The 25,713-nt window shown below is 37.4% G+C and carries 19 protein-coding genes and 1 pseudogene; 7 read left to right on the top strand and 13 right to left on the bottom strand.

The features are described 5' to 3' along the window. Window positions 1-1,000 precede the first annotated feature (1,000 nt). Together DWA31_RS12460 and DWA31_RS12455 are read left to right on the top strand one after the other, a co-directional pair. The gene (locus DWA31_RS12460) at window positions 1,001-3,163 is read left to right on the top strand and encodes an acetate--CoA ligase family protein (protein WP_114326905.1); all 2,163 of its coding nucleotides are present in this window, start codon (window positions 1,001-1,003) and stop codon (window positions 3,161-3,163) included. Between the two features lie 528 nt (window positions 3,164-3,691). Next, window positions 3,692-3,910, top strand: a complete 219-nt coding sequence (locus DWA31_RS12455) for a hypothetical protein (RefSeq protein ID WP_114326904.1) — start codon at window positions 3,692-3,694, stop codon at window positions 3,908-3,910. A 47-nt stretch (window positions 3,911-3,957) separates the two neighbouring features. Here DWA31_RS12455 and DWA31_RS12450 read toward each other — a convergent pair whose 3' ends face one another. Beyond that, a complete protein-coding gene (locus DWA31_RS12450; protein WP_114326903.1) occupies window positions 3,958-4,179 on the bottom strand; it encodes a DUF3820 family protein in 222 nt (73 codons plus the stop codon). 1,154 nt (window positions 4,180-5,333) lie between these two features. Here DWA31_RS12450 and DWA31_RS12445 point away from each other — a divergent pair. The 3 genes from DWA31_RS12445 (at window position 5,334) to DWA31_RS12435 (ending at window position 7,659) form a co-directional block, all read left to right on the top strand. After that, window positions 5,334-5,729, top strand: a complete 396-nt coding sequence (locus tag DWA31_RS12445; RefSeq protein WP_114326902.1) for a DUF4440 domain-containing protein — start codon at window positions 5,334-5,336, stop codon at window positions 5,727-5,729. A gap of 14 nt (window positions 5,730-5,743) precedes the next feature. Beyond that, window positions 5,744-6,148 carry a GFA family protein gene (locus DWA31_RS12440; protein ID WP_114326901.1) on the top strand — a complete coding sequence of 135 codons (405 nt, stop codon included), beginning with the start codon at window positions 5,744-5,746 and terminating at the stop codon, window positions 6,146-6,148. A 344-nt stretch (window positions 6,149-6,492) separates the two neighbouring features. After that, on the top strand, window positions 6,493-7,659 hold the full coding sequence (locus DWA31_RS12435; RefSeq protein WP_114326900.1) for a DUF3083 family protein: 1,167 nt from the start codon (window positions 6,493-6,495) through the stop codon (window positions 7,657-7,659). 131 nt (window positions 7,660-7,790) lie between these two features. Here the strand turns inward: DWA31_RS12435 and DWA31_RS12430 are convergent, their stop codons facing one another. The 3 genes from DWA31_RS12430 to DWA31_RS12420 all read right to left on the bottom strand — a co-directional run bounded on the left by DWA31_RS12430 (window position 7,791) and on the right by DWA31_RS12420 (window position 13,103). After that, entirely contained in the window at window positions 7,791-11,009 is a 3,219-nt protein-coding gene (locus DWA31_RS12430) for an EAL domain-containing protein (protein ID WP_114326899.1), read from the bottom strand. 326 nt (window positions 11,010-11,335) lie between these two features. Beyond that, a complete protein-coding gene (locus DWA31_RS12425; RefSeq protein ID WP_114326898.1) occupies window positions 11,336-11,875 on the bottom strand; it encodes a response regulator transcription factor in 540 nt (179 codons plus the stop codon). A 4-nt stretch (window positions 11,876-11,879) separates the two neighbouring features. Beyond that, entirely contained in the window at window positions 11,880-13,103 is a 1,224-nt protein-coding gene (locus DWA31_RS12420; protein ID WP_210725594.1) for a sensor histidine kinase, read from the bottom strand. 115 nt (window positions 13,104-13,218) lie between these two features. Between DWA31_RS12420 and msrA the strand changes: the two genes are divergently transcribed. Beyond that, on the top strand, window positions 13,219-13,773 hold the full coding sequence (gene msrA, locus DWA31_RS12415) for a peptide-methionine (S)-S-oxide reductase MsrA (RefSeq protein ID WP_114326910.1): 555 nt from the start codon (window positions 13,219-13,221) through the stop codon (window positions 13,771-13,773). Window positions 13,774-14,262: 489 nt separating this feature from the next. On the opposite strand, the pseudogene DWA31_RS17870 reads toward msrA, so the two are convergent. From DWA31_RS17870 to DWA31_RS12380, 5 genes and pseudogenes are all read right to left on the bottom strand, one after another. After that, window positions 14,263-15,793 (bottom strand): annotated as a pseudogene (locus DWA31_RS17870) (transposase). 229 nt (window positions 15,794-16,022) lie between these two features. Then, window positions 16,023-16,526, bottom strand: coding sequence for a GNAT family N-acetyltransferase (locus tag DWA31_RS12395; protein ID WP_114326894.1), 504 nt, complete (start codon window positions 16,524-16,526; stop codon window positions 16,023-16,025). A gap of 116 nt (window positions 16,527-16,642) precedes the next feature. After that, window positions 16,643-16,999, bottom strand: coding sequence for a hypothetical protein (locus DWA31_RS12390; protein WP_114326893.1), 357 nt, complete (start codon window positions 16,997-16,999; stop codon window positions 16,643-16,645). Between the two features lie 120 nt (window positions 17,000-17,119). After that, on the bottom strand, window positions 17,120-17,623 hold the full coding sequence (locus DWA31_RS12385; protein WP_114326892.1) for an outer membrane beta-barrel protein: 504 nt from the start codon (window positions 17,621-17,623) through the stop codon (window positions 17,120-17,122). Between the two features lie 1,158 nt (window positions 17,624-18,781). After that, a complete protein-coding gene (locus DWA31_RS12380; RefSeq protein WP_114326891.1) occupies window positions 18,782-19,849 on the bottom strand; it encodes a porin in 1,068 nt (355 codons plus the stop codon). A 511-nt stretch (window positions 19,850-20,360) separates the two neighbouring features. Here DWA31_RS12380 and DWA31_RS12375 point away from each other — a divergent pair. Then, entirely contained in the window at window positions 20,361-21,071 is a 711-nt protein-coding gene (locus DWA31_RS12375; RefSeq protein ID WP_245942610.1) for a sulfite exporter TauE/SafE family protein, read from the top strand. Between the two features lie 95 nt (window positions 21,072-21,166). Here the strand turns inward: DWA31_RS12375 and DWA31_RS12370 are convergent, their stop codons facing one another. From DWA31_RS12370 to DWA31_RS12355, 4 genes are all read right to left on the bottom strand, one after another. Further along, entirely contained in the window at window positions 21,167-22,420 is a 1,254-nt protein-coding gene (locus DWA31_RS12370) for an MFS transporter (protein ID WP_114326889.1), read from the bottom strand. 111 nt (window positions 22,421-22,531) lie between these two features. Beyond that, window positions 22,532-22,909 (bottom strand): RidA family protein, encoded by a 378-nt coding sequence (locus tag DWA31_RS12365; protein WP_114326888.1) that lies wholly within the window; start codon window positions 22,907-22,909, stop codon window positions 22,532-22,534. 154 nt (window positions 22,910-23,063) lie between these two features. Then, the gene (locus DWA31_RS12360) at window positions 23,064-24,623 is read right to left on the bottom strand and encodes a BCCT family transporter (protein WP_114326887.1); all 1,560 of its coding nucleotides are present in this window, start codon (window positions 24,621-24,623) and stop codon (window positions 23,064-23,066) included. Window positions 24,624-24,702: 79 nt separating this feature from the next. Continuing rightward, window positions 24,703-25,701 (bottom strand): dipeptidase, encoded by a 999-nt coding sequence (locus DWA31_RS12355; RefSeq protein ID WP_114326886.1) that lies wholly within the window; start codon window positions 25,699-25,701, stop codon window positions 24,703-24,705. Between the last annotated feature and the right edge of the window lie 12 nt (window positions 25,702-25,713).

Here is a 25,713-nt window from a genome sequence, read left to right as displayed (position 1 = left end):
GCGGCAAAAACACAGATCATGCGTCTGAGATATGAACACCTGATCGAAATGCGTGCAATTCTTTCCGATGTGCAAAAAGTACCATACGACAAGAACGTATTAAAGCGATCGGCTGTTAAGTAATAAACAAACAGCCCTTGGAGTGAATATTATCAGTGAGAGGAGAAAGCCTTTTAGTTTTATGGCATTGTTGATGAGCAAGCACTATATGCAATACCCTTACTATATATCACTTGAATAGGATGTTGATAAAACGAAACTCTGCCATCGTGCCTCTAAGCTTTGTTGCCGTTCATAATTTTAAGCTTTAAGGCAGCTAATTGGTAACATTGCGGACGTTAGCATCAACTATTGCCTTATAACTTCTGCTAAAGAAGACATTGATGCGTGAATTTTAATTGCTAACTTTTTGTTGCAAAAGCTACCCTCACTTTAATGTCTACTATCTTCAAGGGTAGCTGACATTAGCAGTATTTTTCTATGGCGCTTTCGCCCCCAAAACGCCTTAGTAGCTAAAAATTTCGGCCAACTTTACTCAGCCACAACATCCTTATTAACAGCTGCTTGTAAACCAATGGATACTCCATAAACCGTTGAAGGAAATATGTCCCATCATGCTCACTACTTTCTACAACGCCCGAGGCATATTGCGTAATACCATGATACAGAACAGAGTGTTTTCTGATTTAGATATAGAGCACAAAAGTGACACGCTTATACATTAAAGTTTAAATCCACGTATCACAATAAAAATAAATCACCACTGAACTTGATGATAGTCAATATCAAACACCTATTGCTACTATTCTATTTATATTAATAACAAATAGTTAAAAAAATGTGATCAACGGATAAATATCGTACAATAAAGTGATACGATAAATTAAATTAAAAATAATTTTACGTATCATAACTCGCGTTGATCTAAATCATTACTTTCCACGTAAAAAACAGCTCTAATCAGCTTCTATTTTATAGATAATTATACCCTGAGGTTAATGTGTCAAACTCATTCATTCCTGAATTTGGAGTATATCAATTACTTAAACAAGCAGATATCAAAATCCCTCAATACAGTTTCATTGAAAAAGAGACTGATTGTTCAACCACTCCATTCTGTAAGGGACAAGCTGTTGTTTTGAAAGGAATGGCAACAGAGCTGTGGCATAAATCAGATAACGGCGCACTAGCCTTTTGTGATTTTTCAGTAGTGGAACTTAAAAAAAGACATAAAGAAATGTCACAAGCTGTTGGCAAAGAGTTTCCTTGGCTTGGAACATTAGTCACTGAAAGAGTGTGTTTCAAGTCAACTAAAGGTGCACCTAGCGAAATTTTTGTTAGCCTACAGCGCGATCAATATGGTGACGCTACTATTTCATTAGGCTTTGGTGGATTGTTAACCGAAGAGTGGGCAAAAGAATTGAATGATTCTTTATTAATATGGCCAGCATCAGTTTACAGCCCTGCTGAAGCATTAGAAGAGTTAGAAGAGCACTGGTTAGGCCGTATACTGCTCGGTAAAGTACGTCAACAAGAAGCCCTTATTAGTCGAGAAAAATTAGCCGTATTTCTTGAAAATATTTGGAAGCTCGATGCGATTATGGGACAAGAAGGTATATCCTTACTTGAAATGAACCCTTTTGTCGTAGATGAGTCAGGTGATATCATCGCGCTTGATGGCGTAGGCTTATACGCTACAGACGGTCACCAAGAACCATGCCCTATCGCTATTTCTGATGATGATTTTCTTAATCCAAAACGTATTGCAATTGCAGGTATTTCAGAAAAAAAAGGGAATATTGGTAATTTGATTTTGGATAATGTACGCCAATCAAACTTATTACTAGAAAATATATACATCATTAAATCAGGTGTAGAGTCGCTCAATGGTATTGCGTGCTTGCCTGATATAAGTGCATTACTTAAAACACCTGTTGATACGCTAATATTAGCATTACCTGCCAAAATTTGTGTTGAAACTATTACCGCCTTATGTGAACAAGGTAGCGGTGCTAGTGTTGTTTATATTGTGGCTGGTGGACTTGGCGATGGTGCTGATCAACATGGTTATGGCGACAACTTATCCCAACTATTACAATCACGACGTAAAAATAATCAGTGGTGCCCTGCTATTGTCGGTCCTAATGGGTTAGGAATGATACTCTCCCCTTTGAGATTAAATAGCCTGTTTATCCCGCAAGATAAACTTAATATTAACTTTGATCCTAATTCAGAAGTTGCTCTTATCAGTCAAAGTGGAGCTTTCTTAATCACACGTTTATCAAGACATGACAGTCTAAGCTTAAAATACGGATTTTCCATCGGTAATCAACTCGACATGAAGTTATCAGATTTTATGGCACTGATGGAGCGCGATAAAAGTATTCGTGTACTAGCACTATATGTCGAAGGTTTTGCTGACGGTGATGCCTGTATCGTTGCTAAACTAGTGAAAAAATTTAAAGCTGCGCATCGTCATGTCATTATCTACAAGGGCGGTCGCTCTGAGTTAGGTAAAGCTGCTGCTGAAGGTCATACCGGCGCAATGATGGGTGATTATCAACAGCAAAAGCGCTTATTAAATAAAGCAGGCGCTATCGTTGTAGAAACCTTTAATCAATTCAATGCTGTATTTAAGTGGATGACTGCCTACCCTAAAACCAAAGCCCTTGGTCAAATGGCCATTGTCACCAATGCCGGGTATGAAACCGTAGGCAGTGTTGACACCCTTGGTGATAATGATGCTCAAACATTATTCACCATTAGTAATGAAAATACACAACAACTAAGCACTGTATTAAGAAAACATCAACTCAGTGAGCTAGTTGCACCAGTAAACCCGCTTGACTTGACTCCTATGGCAGATGAAGCTGTTTATTTTGATTGCGTCAAATCTATGATTGATTTTGGTGCTGGCGTTGTTATGTTAGGTTTAGTGCCTTTGTCTAACAGTCTTGATACGCAACAACTTGATGTTACTGAAGCCTTTGCTGAGAATTTAAAAAAATTAGTGATTGAATCAGGAAAACTCATTGGCATAGTGATCGATGCGGGGATTCCTTTTCAACAATATAAACAGGTTTTTGAACGTCATGGCTTACCCGTATTTGACGGTATGGATAAAGCAGTATTAGGTATTAATGTATTAAAACGTTCTCGCTAAGGCTATATAAGAAACACCTTTTTTCACCAAAACTTAGGTGTTGTCTTAGTTTAAAACTAACTCAAGCCACCAAAAAATTATAAGCTTACAGTTTTCGGTATAGTGCTACTGTAGTGGCAGAGTGAAATTGGCCACATTTTCAGAGGTAACAGTAAAGATTTTATATGGCGCTAAGTGCCCCGGAGCGAGATGGAAAGTTAATTTTTCATACCTAAAAAATGCATATTAATCGAATGTCCGCTGTCGGAATTTTCAATCAAATTTGAGTATTGGTTTTTCAAGTTTGAATACGACAATTTAGAAGAAACTCATTATCTAATTTAGGGCAGCTTAATTAACATTGCTCTGTCTCGACAACTAATGGCTGAGCATCAATCTTATGCCTAAAGTCGATTTAACTCAAAACTACATCTCTTAAAAAAACTGTTCTACTTGGCTTTATTGTTGAAATAATTTCACTACTAGGGTCTGTTGATCTTTCGCGGTTAAATTTTGTTCGAGATAAAAGCGTTTTAATCGCGGCGAGTAGTGTGTAGCCTAGTCATTCTAAGCAAATACTACTCAACAATGAGTAAAATGCTTTTAGCCGAATCCTTCGGACAGCGTTTGTTGGTCATTTTTACGGCGTTATTGCCTTTTTATGTAGAACAACTACATTACAAAGGCTCTGCCTTGTATAAATACCCAACAAATCGCTGCAAAAACAATCTCGAAAGTTCAACAGACCCTAATGTCTATTTACAATAAGTGCCGATAAAGAGACAGTGTTGTTCAGCAATAGCGTTCAGCGTAAGCTAATATGCTTTTAACAATGGTTTCAACATAGCTTCTAAACCATTCAATTTAACTTCATACATCAGCGCTAATTGCTGTCCTAATTTACCTTCTGGAAAACCTTTACTATGAAACCACACTAAGTAAGGCTCAGGTAATTGTAATAATTTTCGACCTGCATACTTACCAAATGGCATGGTTTGGTTAATCGCTTCAATTAACGCTTGCTGATTTTCTAACACAAATACTCTCTTTTCTTATATGGTTATCACTAACTTACTTGACTCTGACATAAAAGTGTCATGTATTCACCGTACTATAACGTCAATTTTTGAATTTATCATTATCAACAACAAGAAAAGACTATGTTAATTATTAGAAAGCGTAGTGCGCATTACTGATATTACCTTATAATTTTTTGCCATATATTTTCTAATGAATCATTCACCTAATGTTACTAATATGCCTCAGTAACACACCTTAACCAGTATGGTTTTCAAATAACCACTTGAAATTGTGACAATTAATTTATTTTTACGTTAGCTTATTACTGATCCCTCTTAGTAATATCCAACTATTTATAAAAAAATGACTATTTACAGTTTTTAATAAATAGTTGGATATTATGGGATATTAATATAAATTAATGAGTATTTATGGTGCGGACATTACTGAAACGTACCCATAATGAGCGGTTATGCGCAGGGAGTGTGATTGACGACGATGGGGATATTGTAAGAGCCTTGGGCTTTGTGAACCCTAAATGCATCATATTTAGAAGAGCAAATTGAACTATTAATCGACCTTCTTGAGCCTGTAAAACAGTACTCAAAGGGGTTGCAAATCAGTAGTAAAATAACACACACTAGAAAGGCCATTCGTAAAATATCAGGGAATCAATTTGATAGTTTACTTGTAACTATTTACCTATCGTCACTCCCGAGGTCTTTAAATCGGGAGTCTAGAATGTTAAACACTGAGATTCCAGCTTAAGACACAACTGGAATGACGGGAATACTAGGTATGGTGAATAGATACGTTTACTTGAAGATTTAAATATTTGTACTCATCTATTTCTATCTAGAAATGAGTTAACTCACGAAAGAATTTATAGTGGAATAAATCGCCAGACACTCTTAAATCAAATCGTCCGGAGATATCAGATAGGGCTATTATTTCAGCCGAACTATATCAACTAGCGAATGAATTAACTAATTTCAGGGCTGTTATTCATAGACACATGCTATCTGAACTTCCAAGAGCAATAGAGGTTTGGTCACATGATTGCGCATAACAAGCGTTTTAACAAGGGCAAAAAAAACAGTTGGTTTTTGCTCCTGCGTCACTATTTTATTGCCCATTAAACGGGCATTATGCAACTAGGGAATATCGCAATTTGAACTCACAAGAAGTCATCGAAAATATGGAAAGTTGGTTGTCATCATTCTCTGAAGACACCCCCGATAATATTTGTGCTTTATATGATGAAAAAGCATTCTTGTGGGGAACTTTGTCACAATTAAAGCTAGATAATACAACCCTTATAAAAGGTTACTTTAAAAATATTTTTAAGTATCGAAATCGTTATGTTGAGTTTAATAACTCAACGATTCGTCTTTTTGGTGATATAGCAGTATGTAATGGGCAGTATACGTTTAGATGGTTTAATGATGATGTGAAAGTAACAACAGTAGCTAGGTTTAGCTTTGTATACAGAAAGAAGCACGGTCGTTGCTTTATCATTGACCATCATTCATCAATTATACCTACTAGCTGCATAACAAACTGTTAATCAAGGAGAATTCAGTGTCTATTACTGGTGAATGTTTTTGCGGAGAAGTTAGATATAAAATTTCAGGTACATTACGTGATGCCCGTTCATGTCATTGCTCTAGATGTCGAAAGGCATTCAGTTCTCAAGCCTCAGCCTATGCTCTAATTGATGCTAGTGAATTTGAATGGTTATCTGGTCATCATTTACTTACTTCATATTTAGGGAAACACGGGTTTGGTCTCCAGTTTTGTAGTAAATGCGGCTCTACTATTTGTGGCGTATTTAATGGTGTAGTCCATGGAGTAACTTTAGGTTGCATCAATGGTGATCCTCACATTGAATTAGGCAGGCATATATATGTCGGTTCTAAAGCTAATTGGGAAACAATTGCTGATGGTATTCCTCAATATCATGAAGATGTCATTGAAAATGCATAACAATATACTATGAATTAGCAGTTACACCATATTCAGACGCTTTGAGTAACGCCATTCGTTTAAACTCAGCAGGGTATCGTTGATAACTTTTGGCTTTTGTCATGAAACACCTCCTGTTATATCTCTACAACAATTATAGTGTGTCCACGGAAATGGGGTAAAACTAAACAGCTTCAATTAACGCTTGCTGATTTTCTAACACAAATATACTCTCTTTATTTTCTTGTTTATACAAAAATCTCTTGTCATTAATTTACCATAAATCTGACATAAAAATATCATATATTCAGCTTACTATAAGATCAATTTAAGATACTTATCATTATCAATAGCAAGGATATACCATGTCAATTATTAGAAAGCGTAGTGCGGCTCATAAAAGTTATCTCCCTAACAGCGCTCGCGATAATCAATATATTTTAGCCGAATTTACCATTAGCGATGAGCTAATTAAACGGTTCTCAGTAAAAGCTAGCACAAAAAAAATAACACCATCTACCACAAATAATTCATCAGAGAACTATTGTGAGTTTTATCAAAATTTAGCCAAGGTGTTATTTGATCTATCGGAGCTTTTTGAAGTGGAAAATTGCCTTTTTATTGCCAATGATAAACTGACTCGGGTGCGCTTTAATCAAGAAATGCACCAATGGCAAACCAATCAACAGATTTTGTTTTATTATAATCCTGAAAGTCATCAATTAAAAAAGTCGTTTTATGATGCCAATAAACGTGCAAAAAAAATATCGTTATTATTTCTGACTACGGGCACAAACATTAGAGAGAATGCTGCTGGATTTCATGCAAAAATATCACAATTGGTAACAGCCTTTTCGAATAAAACAGCAATTGAACTAAGTGATATTCGTCTACGCGATCACCAACATATTACTTACGACTTATTTAATGAAAACAAGCTTAACAAAAATAAACCGACTAATAATAAACACTCAAGAACACAAGAGCATAAGTTACGCTCTCTCATTAATCGCTATGCTAGCCAACAAGTAACACTACCTGAGTTTCATAGTTCGATGACCTACGCGATAATTAATTTACCTATATCAAATAGGCTACTCAATATGGTTGATGTTGATCCAAATTCAACGGATCCATACAACCCACTTTATACCTATTTAACAGATACCTTTACCCAATCAGCAAAACGCTATAATTTAAATAACGGTGCTTTGATCGCCAATGGTTTAGTGCCTATTGTTCGTTATAGTATCCATGAAATTACCTCTCGGATGGGCGAATTACAAATGCTTGGCTATAACCCAGCACAAAACCCTTGTGGTATTGTCAGTAAGTGGGATGCAAGTGAATTAGTTGATAATGTGCAATTGGTTTTTGTTGCTACCGATAAAAATCAAACCGAGCACGGCTTTGGCCGTTTTCTTAATCAAATAGAGCAGGCAATAAAATTAATGGCTACTGAACTAGAAATGGAACCTCACAAAGAAGAAGTTATTGTTAGGTTTCATCAACATGTTGCTTATAATTTTTAAATACTCTTACTTAGCGTGATTTCATAAAAAGCTCAAATGGGACAGCGTCTGACAATTTCATCCGCGCTAATCTGCAAAAATCTATGGACAAAAAAAGCTCACTATCTTTAACCGAAGGAGCTCTGAGTTAATTAATTTTTTATTGTTGATAATAACACCGGTAAAATTTCTTTTACTGGTAATGCTTTAGCAAACAAAAAACCCTGATATTGACCGCAGCCATAGGATTTTAACTCGGCTAATTGCTGTTCAGTTTCTACACCCTCGGCAATTACTTTTAGGTTAAGGCTGTTTGCCATAGCAACAATGGTTTTACAAATGATTGCATCATCTGGGTCGGTGGTAATGTCTCTTACAAAAGAACGATCGATCTTCAATGTGTCAAGCGGAAAACGTTTAAGGTAACTTAAGCTGGAATAACCGGTTCCAAAATCATCAATGCTTAATTGCACCCCTAATGCATGAATTTGATTCAACGTATCAATAGTTCTTTCAACGTTGTTCATCATCGCGCTTTCTGTTAACTCCAATTCTAATAATTCAGGAGGCAGTCCGACCTCTTCTATAACCTGCTCAATTTGTGCAACAATATCCGACTGACTGAGTTGCATCGCGGATAGGTTGACTGAAACCACTAAGTTTTTTATTCCCTCTTGGCGCCATTGTTCTGCTTGGGCCACGGCCTGTTGTAGCACCCAGTGACCAAGTGTGTTTATATAGCCGGTTTCTTCGGCAACAGGAATAAATTCGGCTGGGGAGATAAAGCCTTTTTCAGGATGGATCCAGCGCAATAGTGCCTCAACGCCGCGTATCTCATTTTTGTTAATGCAAACTTTTGGCTGGTAATAAACCTGTAGTTGGTTGCGCCCAATAGCTTGATAAAGTTCACTTTCAAGTTCAATACGTTGATTGATATGTTGATCGATGCCGCGATTAAAGAACTGATAACAATTTCGCCCATGAGACTTACTATGGTACATGGCTGCATCAGCATTTTTCATTAGGCTGGTGAAGTCTTTACCATCTTGTGGATACACACTAATACCCGTGCTCAGTGTCATATATACTTCCTTTGTCCCAATACTGATGACTCCTTCGAAGGCGGCTTGTAGTTTGTTAACAATAATTTCAGTGTCAACATCACTGGTAATGTGAGTTAACACAATAATAAACTCATCCCCTCCAAAACGGGCAACGGTATCGGTTTCACGAACGGTTTCTGTTAAACGTTTGGCGACCTCTTTAAGCAGAGCGTCTCCCTGCTGGTGGCCTAATGAATCATTGATGTTTTTAAAACGGTCCAAGTCGATAAATAGTAATACCACTTGTTCTTGGCTTCGATTTGCATGAAGTAATGCTTCGTTCAACCTGCATTCAAGTAGATTGCGATTAGGTAGGCCTGTAAGTGGATCGTATAGTGCAAGGTGTTTAACTTTTTCTTCAGCAAGTTTACGTTCTGCAACTTCGTCGTGTAATAGCTCAATGGTGCTATTAAGCTCATGAGTACGTTGTTTGACGTGTAACTCGAGTTCTTGATAAACTTGTTTACGTGATAGTTCGATTTTTTTTCGTTCGGTAATATCCATGAAAATCCAGATAATACCTTTTTCAATATCATTTGGGTCGCAGGCACTTCCGCGTACATCACACCAGATTTGGCTTCCGTCTTTACAGCGCAGTAACATCTCTTCTGAATAGCTTTCGCCTTTATTTATTGGGCCGTAACAGCGTTCTCCAGCTAATTTCCAGTCAACATCATTCATGTACCATAGTCGTGAAGAAGCACCCTCAACTTCACCACATTGATAGTCGAAAATTTCTTCAAAACGGCGGTTGCAGCGTGTCAGTTTATTATCAATCATGCATATAATTCCAACCATTGCATGATCTAGAATGACGCGTTGCTCATCAAGTAGCTTGTTTAAGGCCTCTTGAGCGAGTATTTCTTCATTAATATCTTTGCTAATCCATATCGTCCCCTTACTTAAATCGGAGGAATCAATGGCTCTGCTTTGAACTTCGCACCAAACGGGCGTGCCATCTTTTTTGCCTAATAACATTTGAGCAGAAAATGTTCGCCCGGTTTGTAATGGCTCGTAACAAAGTTCGCCGGCATTGTTCCAATCTTCGTCTGATAAGTACCACAGGCGAGAAGAACCACCTTCTAATTCACCAAAAGTGTAGCCGAACATTTCTTCAAACCGCTTGTTGCACTGAGTCACTTTACGGTCTTTTAAAAACACAATCCCAACCATGGCATGGTCTAGGATCAGTTGTTGCTGGGCAAGAATATCATGCAATGCATCTTGCGCCAGCTTAAATTCATGTATGTCTTCAACAATCCAAATAGTTCCTTCATCTGGGTTGTCAGGATCAATTAACTTGCCGGTTAAACTTGCCCAGAAAAGCTCGCCATTACGGCGCTTCATTTGTATTTTAGTTCTGTAGCGTAGTCCTTTATTGAGTCTCAGATAGGCTTCAACACCTAATTTTCTATATGTTTCTTTATCTGGATACAAGATTAAACTTTTGTTATTAACCAGCTCTTCATGAGAGTAATCAAAAATTTCCTCAAAGCATTTATTGCAGCGTAATATGCGACGGTCACGAATAAAGCCAATGCCAATACTGGCATTATCAAGTACCGCATCATGCTCTTTAAGGGAGGTCAGTAACTGTTGTTCATTTTCTAAGTAGTTGTGAACATCATATTCGAATACATGAAAGTTGATAGAACCATCATTCCAAATGATTTTTTCAATACTAATATGGTGCCACCTATCGCCATTACGGGTATGAACTTCCATATCCCCTGAGAAGCTTTTGGTTACCCTTAGCTCATCCCATACTTTTTGTGCCTCATTTAGAGAAGAAAAATGGTCGAAAAACTTTTGATCTGACTTTAAAAAATGTTCGTTAGCGGTATTAGAGCGCTCGATCAATTCACCACTTTCGTTATACAGTGATGATATTCTTTGTGACATTTTAACAACGTCTGAAAATTTTTCTCCTGATCTATCCCTCGCTTGTGATGGGTGTGCTTGAAATAGATACTCATGTTGGCCAATCTTAAGAAAAGAAATCTCATAAAGAGTGTTGTTCTGTTCTGGAAGAGTCAGTTCAAAAGCTGGTCTATCTTCTAAAGAAATAAGTTGCCATTCAGTTGGAGGGGTAAGTTGACAAAAATCTGCCTGTGTTTGACAGTCCCAGAGTAACCAAGCGGCCTTATTTCCCCATACATAACATCTCGTTTCGATGTTATAGCACCACACAGGTTGTTGTTTGTTATCCTTAGACAAAGCGGGTACAGCTTGAATATCTGCTGTCTTTATTTCCTTTAAAGAAACCATCTCTTAACTATATAATTATTATTAATAAAACTAGAGTACATTTTTGTGAGTCAGATCACTACATGTATTCTCTAATTAAGACTAAGGTATAAACATCTAACACAACACTAAGTATCTCTATCCCTTACCCTAAAAGTCACTCATCTGCGAGAATCTGTGGACAAAAAAACTCTCTATCTTTGCCCAAGCCCCCCTAAGTATCCCTAGCCCTTATCCTAAAAGTCACTAATCCGCGTTAATCTGCGAGAATCTGTGGACAAAAAAGCTCTCTATCTTTGACCAAAGGAAATAAGCATTCAATATTTTTCAGTATTGAACAGCTCTGTTTATGCCGCGCCTTGAGGCCTTTTTTGCAGTTTTCTTTGTAATGTTCTTCTGTGCATAGACAGTTGTCGAGCAGTGGCAGATATATTACCGTCATTGGCTTTCAATACTTGTTGAATATGTTGCCACTGTACTTGCTCTGCTGATAGCGTTTCACCATCAAGTTCAGTATTTGTTGAAATTTCACAAGCTTTGCTTTCATTAAGTGCGGCTAATAAAGTTTGTGTATCAAGCGGCTTAGTTAAATAATCATCTGCGCCTAATTTAATAGCATCTACGGCTGTTGCAATACTCGCAAAACCCGTCAGTAGAACAATACGACTTTTTGGACGTAGTTGGCGAATAGGTGTAATGATATTCAAGGTTGTTTCTTGAGCTAATTTCATATCCAGCAATATATAATCAGGCATGTGTCGGTGGCAAGCTAGCAATGCTTCTGAGTTTGTTTCAACATGAACGCAATCAAAGTCATGCTTGGTTAAACGGCGCTTTAACGTATTGGCAAAAATAATATCATCTTCAACTATCAATAATTTTTTCATCTTTTTAACTGTTTACCGGTAAACTTAACGTGACTAAAGCGCCACCTTGATGATGATTAGTTAAGGCTAACTTTCCGCCTAACCGTTCTAAACTTGCATGACTTAACAATACAGCCATACCTAAACCTTGTTCACTATTGACCGGCTTTACACCTAGCTTTTTAAGCTTCTCCAAGGTAAAGCCAACGCCATAATCTCGAATAATAAATTGCCAGTTACCACTGCCAACTTGGCTGATTAACGTGATTTCATTACTGTTGTTGGCTTTCGTTGCCCGAACAGCATTATTAATTAAATTCAAAATAGCAGGTAGTAATGCCGCATCAGCCATTATTTCAGTATTTAGTGGTTGCTGCTCTACTAATTCAACATTTATTTCAGGATAATTTACGCGCAAATTATCTAGTAAATTTTTAAGTAAATCGCCAATATTTGTAGCAGCAATAGTTTGCTCTTTAATATCGAATACCATAGCACGAAAAGCATCAAGACTATCACTGCAACGAGTTAACTGGCTTTGTATGTCATTAATAATCTCATTATTTGGAAAATCTTCACTGAGTTCATCAGCAAGCAATTGCACGGTTGCAATAGGCGTAGCAAGTTGGTGGGTTATTTGTGCAGACGCAACACCCAAAGAAGTGACCTGTTCTTGCTTTAATAAATTTTCTCGATAAGCTGCAATGGCTAATTCTCTTTGATTAATACTACGGGCCATTTTTCCAACCACAATTGCCACCACCAAAGCAGAAAACAAAAAGTTAATACCCATGCCAATAAAGTGCCCTTGCATATTACCGTGCATAACACTCATCGGTAAATACCAGAGTAAAACGCTATAAGATAGTATTGCTAAAAATGCGACTAGTGCTAGCAAAACTGGTGTTAAAGTAACCGCTGCAATAGCAATAGGGAGCAGTAACAACGACACAAAGGCATTGGTTGCTCCACCACTAAAAAAGAGTAATAACGACAAAAACAGAATGTCAGCACAAATTTGCATCAATAAAGCCAACTGGCTTATTTGATCTTTATTACGATAATAAATAAAACTGACAAAAGTGAGCCCAAGCTCTAAAACAATAACACTAAATAAGGGCAGCCAAGGTAATTCGTATTCTAATCCCAAATTAACGAAAAGAATCAAAAAAAACTGAATTACAATAGCAGCACTACGTAAAACGAGTAGAAGCTGAATTTGATTATTCATTTTAGAGATTGTTGGCATATTCTTTATTTTGAAAAATGATGGCATAAATTGTTTATTCGATAAGTCTATATAGTTTAAATGCAATATTATACTATCGTTAATATTAGCGAATGTAATGAGAGAAATCATAAAAATGGCAAATATTACTGACAAAAGCCACCTACAACATGCCACTTTAGCAGGCGGTTGTTTTTGGTGTATAGAAGGCGCATTCTCCCAAATTAAAGGAATACATTCAGCTATTTCAGGATATATGGGGGGTCACAGTGAAAATCCCACTTATGAAAATATTTGCACCGGCAACAGTGGGCATGCAGAAGTAGTACAGTTAAGTTTCGATCCTCAGAAAATTACTTACCAAGAAATTATTGAAATATTCTTTACCTTGCACAACCCAACCCAGCTAAATAGACAAGGTAACGATATTGGCAGTCAATATCGCTCCGCTATTTTTTATCATGATGAATCTCAACAGTCTACCGCTGAAAAAACCATTAGAGAAATGAGTGCAGCAAAAATATTTGAGCAAAACATCGTCACACAAGTATGTCCTGCCGAACTTTTTTATTCTGGTGAAGAGTATCATCAAGGTTATGCTAACAAAAATCCACAAAATCAATACTGTCAGGCTGTTGTTTCACCTAAGCTAGCTAAATTTCGACAAACTTTTGTTGATAAATTGAAGTAACTTATCGTTAATTGGTAAACTGATTTGAACATAGCGCTATTCCCCTGACATGCCTCTTATACTTCAATACGCAAGATTTAGCATCTTGAAGTGTTGTGGGTATAAAGCCAGCATCCCAATAACTTCACACATCATAAAATCACAGAATACTTGTTGATCGCAGTAAATAATGAGATCTGCGACAGAAAATGAAATTTAGGTGTTCTACACAATATTCACTTATGCCACCAAATCCGACATTAGCTTTTGAGTTCCTAATGTCGACTTGGAGCATCAAAGCGGTCGTAACGAGCCTGTAGAATTACTCGTTTTTTTATATTATTTTTTAATCAAAATACTCTAACTGGATTATTTTCTTTTAACAATCAAAAACGTTTACGTTTTTGGCGATTTTAATTTTGCCATCGTTGATCATGGAATATTGGCTGACTTTGTACTTATTTTCTGATTTTGAAACTATTTCCGAGGGAAAATATGAGGGTTTTAGCCTTAATGTAGGCTATTTCTTAACTTTTCAATATTATGTACTAGGCAATACATTTGCCATTGGCTATTTACTTTTTCTTGTCCTCGTAAGGTGAATTTATTCATGCCTTTATTCACGGTAATATTACCAAAACAGGCTCGATAGCACCCAGTCGTTTACTGTATTGTCGTCGTCCTACGGGGCTATCTATTTTTACTTTCATTTTATCGCTGTAGCTTACTACCAGAGTAGACTCATCTGGAAATTGCACCTGTCGCCCTGTTTCTTTGGGTGGTTTACGCATGCATTATTGTTGCAAAGGGCAAACTCGACAGTGTTTTAAAAAGCCAGATAACCGTGTGTAATGTTTACCCTCTGTTATAATCTGCTTGCTCTGTAACCACATGCTTTTGCCCGCAGGACAACGGCAGGTCTTCGTGGTTTTATCAAAGTAAAAATCATCTCGACTAAATTGTTTAGGTTTGCCTTTACTGCGTTTCAATCGTCTTTTTTCTTTTTCCGTTTGATAGGTTTCGCTCTCTTTAAACAAAGGATTTCGGCTTCTAAACGCATTATCTGCCATGTAACTATCTAACCCTGTTGATGCCATATATTTAAGGTTATTCTCACTATGAAAACCACTGTCGGCAGTAAACTTGGCTGTTATGAAGGTCTCTGGTGTACCTAAATTGGTTAATTGTTTTCTCAGTTGGTCAACGGAAGGTTTTAAGGTTTGTTGTTCGGCAACACTACCCCATGCTTGGGCTTGAAGAATTATTTGATGCTTGTCATCATTAATGGCAATACCGTTGTAACCTTGGATAGTGCCTTTACTGGTAGTCATTTTGGCGCTGTATGGGTCGGTAATATTACTTTTACGGGCTTGCACCTGCTGCCTATTTTTTCTTCGTGAGTAGCGAGAAAGTATCCAATTTTTTCCGCTCTATTATCTAGCTTTTCTTTTTGCTTTAAGTCGTGATTGATTTCATCTTCACCCAGACCATCTTGCGCTTGATGTCGGGCTAATATTCGTTGGCTAGCTTTACGTAACTTAACTTCTTTACGTTGAAGTTCTTCAAAAGTACCGCTCCATTCTTTACTGGCATTAGACTTTATTTTACAGCCATCAATGGCAAACATGTTGCGACCAATCAAGCCTTCTCTATCGCAAATCATTAACACTTGAGTAAACAAAGGTTCAATCTATGTTTTCATCCGAGCAACAAATGAGGCAATGGCTGGTCAGGAACGCGCTTATACATCACCCGACAAACTCATGAAGGTAATATTGGTTTCGCAAGCATTAGCAATACGACGACTGTTAATCAACCCTCGTGAGTAGGCAAACAAGATTATTTTAAGCATCACCGCAGGTGAATAGGCGGCTGCGCCGCCTTTGTCATTGTTAAACCACTCATCAAATCCAGATAAATCGAGATGATTCTCGATAATATGCGCAAGCGCATATTCAAATGTTCCAGGTATTATCTGTTGTGAAAAATCAACGGGAATGAACTTACTTTGGCAGGATAAATCAGGTTTGTAGTTCGCCATAACATTTTACTGTCGGGGAATAATACCTATTAGATCACAGGTAAGAACACGGTACAAGGTTAAAAAACAAACAATTAAAAATAAGAAAAAGGAACTTGAAAACGTTCCTTTAGGTGAAATTCTACAGCCTCAACGCCCTGTTAAGGGGCAAATTACTGTTGGCTAAAATGTTTGAGGCACGAAAAACAGCCAACTGTAAATTTTCCGTTTAATTGCCTTGTTAGCCGTGTTATGCAAAAGCCTTATGGTATTCAATATTTCCGTTTGGCATGTCACCACCTAAAAGTAATGATTGAAAATACTCTGGCGGAACTCCTTCAAATACTAACTCACTAAGTGCTTTAAAACCGAAACGTTTGTAGTACTCAGGTTCTCCGAGAAGTACGCAACCTTTAGCATTTAACTCGCGGATAGCATTTAAGCCTGAAAGTATTAATTGTGAACCTACTCCTTGGCTTTGATATTCAGGTTTCACAGAAACTGGGGCTAAACCATACCACTCGATGAATTCATCGTTTATTTTAACTTTAGAAAAAGCTATATGACCGACAACCACGTTATTAACCTCTGCAACTAAAGATACAGAAAGGGCATTATCGTTACGTAATTTAGCTACAATTTCATGTTCTGTTTGGTTGCTGTGCGGATGACTTTTGAATGCTTCGATAGTGATTTTTTCAATAGCATTAATATCATCATCCGATTCTGGTCGAATATTTACATTCTGATTCATACACTAAACCTTGGAAATACGGCTAACGCCCATTTAAGGGGCAAATTGCTGTTGGCTAAAATAAGTGAGGAACGAACAAAAAGCCAACTGTAATTTGTCCGACTTGAAAACCCTTGTTATGGTGTCCAAGGACTAGTGTAATTTATTGGTTTATTTGGAGGGCTAATTGAGCTTTTACCACAATTAGTACAAACAAACTCTTCTTCATGGTGATGCTTTAGTTCTTTATAGCCTTTTGAAAGCATGACTTGAGGAGGAAAAGTACATTTGCAAAGTTTGTAACCTAGTGCCATCGCAATTTGAGATTCCGCTAATTTAGCTGCTTTATCAGCTTCTACCAAACTTTTTGATATAACGTCTTTTTCTGCACTCTCAGGTAACAAATCTTTAGTTTTTTTAATCAAACCAATTGATTCACCTAAAAGTGAAACTCCTATTTTTACGCTTTCCATTGCGGAATTTAAATCATCCACTGAACTCTCCTATTTGATGACACCATAACGCCTTGCTAAGCGGCGAAAAACAGTTGGCTAAAATAGTGAGGAACGGACGCCAGCCGACTGTTTGGCGTCCGTTTAAGCAACTTGTTAGCTTTAAAAATCGAATTTAACACCGAAGCTTAAAACATCAGTACCATCGTATTGCTCATACATAAATTCAGCAGAGGTAGATTCATTAAATTTATAGCCTGCGCCCCCCCCGATACCAAATTCCCATGAATCATCTGTTTCAGAATAACCACCATAACTAGCCGTTAATTCTACGTTAGCGTAAGAAGGAGCAGCAAATAAATACACCCCATTTTCAAGTGAATATTGACCGCGAACAGATAAAGCAATAAAGCTATCCATTTCTACATCAACACCATATACAGTATCATCACTGATACCAGTACCGATACGCACCTCTGGAATAAAATTAAAATTAGTATTGGAATCAATTTTGTAACCAAGAGATCCAGAAATACCACTTAAACTAATATCTATACCATCTTCATCATCTGATAAGTTGATGTAACTTACGCCACCAACCCAGTTTGCAAGTGAAGAAAATGAAGTTCCAGCTATCAATATAGCCAGTGCAGTTTTTTTAAACATTTTATATCCTTTATGCTTAGTTATGAAAATTTAAGTTTAAAGCTAACAATTTAATAGTGCGCAACTTGCGCATTTTTCTACTGATAAGTCGCGCACTTCCATACTTTAACTATTAATAACAAATTGAATAAAACATTGCTAGTTAAAGCACTTATAAATATTTTGTCATATTCATCTATGGACAATAATGCGCTAATTGCGCATTTACATGAATATAGGGGAAACCCCACCAACCTGTATAAATTTACAGTTCCTTGTTGGTCGATATATGTAAATTAAAATTGTGAACTCACCAATGACTCCTGTGGTGGCTTCTACAACTTTCATGTTGGATTCTGACTGTCGGCAATGGTAACAAAACGGTCCAAATTCTTATATAAATTATCACCGATATTATGTTTACTATCTTCAAGGGTAGCTGACATTAGCAGTATTTTTCTATGGCATTTCGCCCCCAATAGAGATAGACAAATTTAAATAACTCTCCGAAGTAATAAAAAGTAAGGGTTTTTCTTTAATAAATATGGATATTTAGAACAAACGAGACCCGACACATAAGTCAACTCAAACAAAAAATGTAACTAATTGTTTTTACTTGATTTACTTATTATACCTATTTCAACCAAAACACCTCTAATTAGGTAGCCAAATTTACCATGCCACTACATCTTGTGCTTCGGCTAAAAAACTTAGGGTAATATTTCTTTGCGCTTGCAACATTATTTTCTAGTTTAGGAGTGTTTTTTATAATCAGCCATCCATGGTCAAGTTTATCCGTTAAATATTACTGTGAAGTGTTAGGGTCTGTTGATCTTTCGCGGTTAAATTTTGTTCGCCTTTTTTAAAGAGAGTAAAGCGCTTTAATCGCGGCGAGTAGTATGTAGCCTAATCATTCTAAGCAAATACTACTCAACAATGAGTAAAACGCTTTTAGCCTAATCCTTCGGACAGCATTTTTTGGTCATTTTTACGGCGTTATCACCTTTTTATGTAGAACAACCACATGACAAAGGCTCTACCTTGTATAAATACCCAACAAATCGCTGCAAAAACAATCTCAAAAGATCAACAGACCCTACTATTTAATATTAGAGAGTAACTTTTATTTGGAGTAAAGTTTATATAATATTTTACGACTTTACTCAGGGTTAATTACAATTAAAAATTTAGTTTGTAACCCACTAATATTTTATCATCCGCTTCAAAAACTTCTTCCGCTTCATCACCCCAAGCACTATATTCTACGTAAAAAGACCCCAGTTTATGTTCATAAATAGCGTCTAATATCACCTGATTAGAATCAACAGTTAAACCACTTGGCGAGTCCATATTAACAATCGCATATTTTGCCTGTAGCTGAATTTTTCCTATTTTATAACCGGCATAAACTTCATAAACCTTTTCTTCAACTATCTCACCACCAGGATTTAAGCCAGCATAATAACGTAAATCACTAGAGTCTTGATAATGTGCTGCTAGGCTCAAATCACCATGGTTATAAACTACTTGATATGAATCAACTTCATTGTCATTCTCAAACGCAGTTAGCTCGTATCGTGAAGCCGAGAAAGTAAATTCATTAATAACGTATTTAGCTGCGATATTATAACCAAGAATATTTTCACTCTCAGTTCCTGCTGCATCAGATTTTACATCGCCATTATTTAGTATTGCCATGAATGCAACTTGAAATCCTGCCATATCTGGCGTTGTATAAGTTACAGCGCGATCAGGGCGTAAGTATTCAATGTAATGGCCATTACCCGCTGCGTCTATTGCGTAAAGTCCATAACGACTTGTATGACAAATAACCCCTGCTGATTCATTAGTACAACCCGCTGATTCGTCAACATCAGAGAAAATATCGATAGCATTATCAGTAAAATTCCATGCTGGTGAATATTGCTTACCAATTAATAATGAACCGTAGTCACTCTCTAAACCAACATTAGCTAAACGAGCACGTTGATCGTTACCCGCAAAAGAGCCATCGTCAGTAAAAAGTCTAAATTCAAAATTGTATGTTGCCTTAACACCTTCAAGAATTTCTGCCGACCCATAAGCACCTAAGCGAGAATAGTTATCTTTGTATTCTATTTCACCTTGTTTAGTGTCTTCTAATTGAACTCGAATACTGCCGTACCAGTTAAACAGCTCATTATTTGCTTGTGCCATATTTGGTGCAATCATTACTACTGCTAACGCAAGACCAGTGTTAAATTTCATGTTATTTCCCCTATTGAACAAGTTAATTATAATTGTGTGAACATATTCATAATTTTTAACAAAATTGAGAATGCTTCAATTAAAAAATACATTCATTTTTTGTTTCAAATTAATAGTAAGGAGATAGGATGAAACATTGAAGTCAATTAACTTAATCACTTAATAAGTGAATCTTATACAGACCATGTTTTTAAACTTACAACTTAACGTAATGTATTGTATTTAATAATAATCCTCCATTATCTTCATTGTAGTTACTGAGGTGTTAATTACATAAATAAGCTTCACTAAAGTACAATAAAGGCCTTGGATTTTTTGACTTAAAAAACGACAACTTTAATTGTTTTAAAAACCAATTAAAGTTACTTATCAAACGGTAATTTATTCTCATTAGATCCACGATAGCCAATCAAGAATAATGCGTCACTTTATGATCTATAATCAATAACGTTACAATGCATAACAGACCATTTCTACAGCACATAAGCCAGCAATGTTAATAGAACCTACATTGCTCATAATTGCATTAATAGTCATCATAGCCGGCTCTGCACTTCAAAGTATATCTGGCTTCGGATTAGCAGTAATTGCCTCCCCTATTTTAGTCTTAATAAACCCCAATTTTTTGCCTGCACCTATCTTAGCACTAGGCTGTATATTGTCTCTGTTAAGCTGCATTCGCTATCGACACCAATTGCAGTTTGGCAATATACAGTTAGCATTACTCGGTCGTATTCCTGGCTCAATAATAGGTATTGCCTTATTAGCAGCATTACCACAATTATTATTTTCTATCTGTTTCTCACTGTTTATTATGCTATCAGTACTGTTAAGTTATAGGGGTATGAGTATTCGTCATTGTTCACGAAATTTTCTTTTTGCTGGTTTTTTTTCGGGGCTGATGGGTACAACAACTTCAGTAGGAGGGCCACCTATTGCGTTGGTTTATCAAAATAGTAAACTTAGTACCGCTAGAGCAGAATTAGGGTTGTTTTTTCTGGTTGGAACGCTAATGTCTCTCATTTTGTTGTTAGTATCAGGTAATGTTAACACTCAGCAGTTACAACTAACCTTGCCCCTTATACCTGCGGTATTTGTCGGCTTTGGTTTATCGCTGTTGTTAGAAAAATATTTTAAACAAGCTTTTTTAAAACCATTAATTGCCACTGTATCTCTTGCCTCTTGTTGCCTTATTTTACTCAAGGCTTTCTTAGATTTTTAAAAAAAGACTTGTGTGAAATTAGGCTATAAGTGGTTCTATTCTTAACAGCTATAGCAGAATTTCTGCTATAGCTTAGTTATTTTTACCTTGTCCTTTTACTTTTGCTCAGTATCACCAGTCTTATATGCAGTTCGTGGATCAAGCACAACAGCTGAAGAAGCTGCTGTTCCTTGCATAACAAAGTGTTCTTGTTTATCTACAGGTAATGCTTGACGAGCGACCATTCGAAAGATCACAAAACATGCCAATAACACCTGGATCACCGCAAGAAAATAGAACAAAGCAACGCCACCAAAACTATCCATCACGATGGAAGCTGAATACGGTCCAATAATACCGCCAATGGCAAATGCTAAAATCATTGACCCCATGGCTGAAACCATCTCACTTTGGCGTAATTTATCAAAGGCCTCAGTTATACTCATTGGATAAGTACAGGCAATAATTCCACTCGTTACTGCTGTTACTATGAACATAGCCCATTCAATTTTTAATGATGCCAATACTGTCACTGCTATATCAGCTACTGCTGATATTATCAACAGAACTAGCAAAACCGTACGTCGATCAAAACGATCAGATAAGTAGCCAACAGGAAATTGTAGAATAAAGGCCCCCAAGATGGCAGCGCCCATATACAGGGACAGTTGAAAACCTATAATATCGTATTCTTTAGCAAAAATAGGCAATAAGCTAAAAATTGCAGAATAGATCATGCCAGAAACCAAACAGCTAACAACCCCCAACGGTGATCGTCTATAAAGTAATAGTAAAGACATCGAGGTTACTTCTTCAATCACCGGTCCTGTGTGACGGCTCAATACCATAGGAATCACTGCTGTGCATAACAATATACCAGCAATAACGAACAGTGCATTATCTTGGGGACTAGTGACATTCATAAAAAATTGTCCTCCAAATAACCCTGCTAACATAACCGCATTATGAATTGCCAGTACTTGACCACGCGTTTCTTTACTAGCACTATCACTGAGCCAGCTTTCCATTGCTGTGAAGGCACACGCAATGCAAAACCCCATCACAATACGCATTGCGCCCCAAAGTATGGGATCAGCATAAAGGCTACAAATCAATATACTCACAGCGCCCAAAGAAACACACCCCGCAAACATACGGATGTGTCCCGCGCGTTTGATCAAGCTAGTGCAATATAGCGAACCAAATAATAAACCGACAAAGTAAAGCGATAAAACAAAACCGATAGTGTCCGTACTAATACCATCAAGACCCATTCTAACTGGCAGTAACACATTAATTAGACCCGTTCCAAGTAATAAGAAAAAACAACTGAGAAACAAAGAAAACGATGAAATAAAGGTTTGTCGCATAAAAAAGTTCTCTTTCTTGGCTATTATTATTAATGATTAGTAACGAAAAAAACCGGTAAAAAACCGGCTTTATATTCGATAAAAGTTTTAATCGTTATTTGATCAAAATACCTATTGTGGTACAGCCGCATACGCAACAACTTCACAAAGCATTTCTTCACGTGCCAAACCTGCAACAATCATTGCCGCTCGGTTAGGGTAAGGAGCCTGAAAATACTCAGCATAAACTTTATTAAACGCTGGCAACTGATCGCGAGCGGTTACATAGATAAGTACTTGAGTCACATCATCCATAGTCAGTTTAGCCGCTTCAATAGTATGCTTGAAGTTTTCCATTGTTTGGCGTGCTTGCGCTTCAATGCCACCTTCAACAACCTGCCCTTCTGCATTAATTGGGATCTGCGCTGTTGATAACGTGTTATTAGCAATAATTGCCCATTCTAACGGTGCTTTAGAAGCAAATAGTTCTGTTTTCACTGGTGTTTTCATGAATTTTACTCTGTAATTTAATTTAATCGATGACACAACGCTTTAACAAAAAATAGCTTTTGAATGTCAGGTGCGTTTGTCATCACAATGAGAAATTAACCATCATGATAAGCCCCCTTAAATTAAGGTACCTACCATGATTAATTAGTTTGATTTATAGCCCTTGCTCATCAGCCATCTTGCGAGCAATTTGCGGTGCATTCCATAAGGACGGTAACAAAACTAAGGACACAGGTACTGCCGTTACCACAATAAAGGATTGCAGCGCTGATATGCCGCCTGAGCCAATAGAGATAAGTAAAGCTGCCATAACCCCCATGATAATACCCCAGAACACACGTAATGAACTCTGTGGAGAATCAGTACCTGTCATCACCATAGATATTGAGTAGGTCATTGAATCACCTGTTGTCGCAACAAAGATAGTTGTTAGTATCAAGAACAAGAACGATATTATCCAACCTAATGGCAACTGCTCTGTAATAGCAAGTAATGCTGCGGGTAAATTAAAACCAGTGAAAGGTTCTGAAATAACACCTGGCGTCGCTAATTCAAACGCTATACCGCTGCCACCTACAATAGTGAACCAAAAACAGGTAATAATAGGCGCAACAACTGAGATAGTTAAAATCATCTGACGAATGGTACGACCACGAGAGATACGTGCAACAAACATCGCCATTAACGGACCATAACCTAAGAACCATCCCCAAAAGAAGACTGTCCACCAATCAAGCCATGCGGTATTCGCACGATAAGTCGCCATTGGAATAAAGTTCTGTATGTAAAGACCAAAGGAGTGTATATAACTGTCAAAGATAAAAGCAGTAGGGCCAAATAGTAAAATAAATACCATTAAACATATCGCTAAAATAATATTGATACTACTCAAAAGTTGGATGCCTTTAGTAACACCACTCACGGCAGATAAAGTGTAAATACAAATAAGACCAAACAATATGGCAAGTTGAGTCGAATAAGTATTAGGAATGCCAAACAGTTTTTCTAAACCAAAGCTTACCTGTAAACCAAGGAAACCAATGGGCCCTACAGTACCCGCCACAACAGCGATAACACAACAAGAATCAACAATCGCACCAAACGGACCTTTCATCACTTTGTCACCAAAAACAGGATAAAGCAAAGTACGCGGCTTTAAAGGTAAGCCTTTATCATAATGCAGATGCATAAGCACTATGCCAGTCAAACTCCCCAGAATAGCCCAAGCCAGGAATCCCCAATGCATAAAACTTTGCGCCAAGGCATTATAAGCAGCTTCTGTTGTGCCTGTTTCTCCACTAAAGTAAGGAGATGGGGAAGTAAAATGTGCCATTGGCTCTGCTGCAGCCCAAAAGACACCGCCACCCGCAAGTAGCGTACACATTATGATGGAAATCCATTTAAAGGTGGACATTTCAGGTACTTTTAATCCCCCTAAAACAACTGAGCCCGTGCGCCCTACCGCCAAAAAAATTCCAATAATAAAAGTTAGGAGCAGCAGTACTTGCCAGTAAGCGCCAAACATTTTGGTTGATGCAGCAAAGGTTGAATTAACCCAGCTAGACACCATTTTGATATCATACAGTGCCAAGATACAAAATAGCACAAGCGCGCCACCACTGATCAAAAACACGGGTATGTCTACCCCTTCTAGAAGTTTGGTTTTCGGCATGCTAACCTCTCTCTCTTGCACAATAGCTTTAGAAGTATTCATTATTATAGTCTCCTGATAGATCTCTTATCGTTATAATTTATATTTCACTATCTTTGTAATGGTTTTTACTCAATACAAACTAGCTCCCCAACACTTGTGGTTTTAACCCCTCATCGAGTAAGTTCAACCAGTTCATGCCCATGACTTTGGCGATATCTTCCGTCCTAAAGCCTCTGTTTTGTAAACCTTTTGTAATATTTGGAAAATCACGGCTATCACGAAACCAAGATAACGGACGAGGCCAATCAGCATTTGCTTTTGAGCCTTCTCCATAATCCATTTCCTTTGACCAACGTCCATTACGCATCCATTCAAGTACCGATAAAGGTTGTTCTTGACACAAATCGGTACCAATACCAATATGATCAATACCCATTAAATCAGCAGTATTTGCCACCATGTCGCAAAAATCATCCAAGCTACAATCAGGGCCATTTTTAAGATGAAACGGGTAAAGGCTAAAACCTAATAACCCACCTGATTCTCCCAATGCTTTTAGCACTGTGTCTGACTTATTGCGCTTGGCTTGATGGAAACTGTTCGGGTTGGCATGTGAGATCACAATAGGACGCTCAGAGATTTCTATCGCCTCCAACGTACTGCGCTCTGCACTGTGGCTCATATCAACCACCATACCAACACGGTTCATTTCCTTGATTACTTGTTTACCAAAGCGAGTAACGCCACTGTCTTCTGCTTCATAACAACCACAAGCCAATAAGCTTTGATTGTTATAAGTCAGCTGCATAATCATCAAGTTGAGTTCACGCATGATCTCAACCATGCCGATATCATCTTCAATGGGCGAGCAGTTCTGCGCGCCAAACATGATGCCGACCTTACCTAATTGTTTGGCAAGACGAATATCCGCTGTGTTTTTCACCGGCATGATTAAATCATGATGGATCTCAAACTGGCGATTCCATTCACCTATTCGCAATAGTGTTTCTCTAATTTGTTCGTGGTAAACAACGGTGACATGCACCATGGTTACGCCACCTTCTTTAAGCTGCTGAAAAATAGCCCGGTTCCAATTTGAGTACTGCAGGCCGTCAATGACAATAAGATCGTTATGCATAATGACTACTCG

Origin of the sequence: Candidatus Colwellia aromaticivorans (genome assembly GCF_003333305.1) — a bacterium.
Classification (GTDB): domain Bacteria; phylum Pseudomonadota; class Gammaproteobacteria; order Enterobacterales; family Alteromonadaceae; genus Colwellia; species Colwellia aromaticivorans.
The sequence above is the reverse complement of the archived record's forward strand: the minus strand, read 5'-3'. Positions and strand labels throughout refer to the sequence as shown.

Bases quoted from the DNA above. Each gene is read 5' to 3' on its own strand.
- DWA31_RS12435 (WP_114326900.1), top strand. From the start codon at position 6,493: ATGTCAATTATTAGAAAGCGTAGTGCGGCTCATAAAAGTTATCTCCCT.
- DWA31_RS12430 (WP_114326899.1), bottom strand. From the start codon at position 11,009: ATGGTTTCTTTAAAGGAAATAAAGACAGCAGATATTCAAGCTGTACCC.
- DWA31_RS12425 (WP_114326898.1), bottom strand. From the start codon at position 11,875: ATGAAAAAATTATTGATAGTTGAAGATGATATTATTTTTGCCAATACG.
- DWA31_RS12420 (WP_210725594.1), bottom strand. From the start codon at position 13,103: ATGCCAACAATCTCTAAAATGAATAATCAAATTCAGCTTCTACTCGTT.
- msrA (WP_114326910.1), top strand. From the start codon at position 13,219: ATGGCAAATATTACTGACAAAAGCCACCTACAACATGCCACTTTAGCA.
- DWA31_RS12395 (WP_114326894.1), bottom strand. From the start codon at position 16,526: ATGAATCAGAATGTAAATATTCGACCAGAATCGGATGATGATATTAAT.
- DWA31_RS12385 (WP_114326892.1), bottom strand. From the start codon at position 17,623: ATGTTTAAAAAAACTGCACTGGCTATATTGATAGCTGGAACTTCATTT.
- DWA31_RS12380 (WP_114326891.1), bottom strand. From the start codon at position 19,849: ATGAAATTTAACACTGGTCTTGCGTTAGCAGTAGTAATGATTGCACCA.
- DWA31_RS12370 (WP_114326889.1), bottom strand. From the start codon at position 22,420: ATGCGACAAACCTTTATTTCATCGTTTTCTTTGTTTCTCAGTTGTTTT.
- DWA31_RS12365 (WP_114326888.1), bottom strand. From the start codon at position 22,909: ATGAAAACACCAGTGAAAACAGAACTATTTGCTTCTAAAGCACCGTTA.
- DWA31_RS12360 (WP_114326887.1), bottom strand. From the start codon at position 24,623: ATGAATACTTCTAAAGCTATTGTGCAAGAGAGAGAGGTTAGCATGCCG.
- DWA31_RS12355 (WP_114326886.1), bottom strand. From the start codon at position 25,701: ATGCATAACGATCTTATTGTCATTGACGGCCTGCAGTACTCAAATTGG.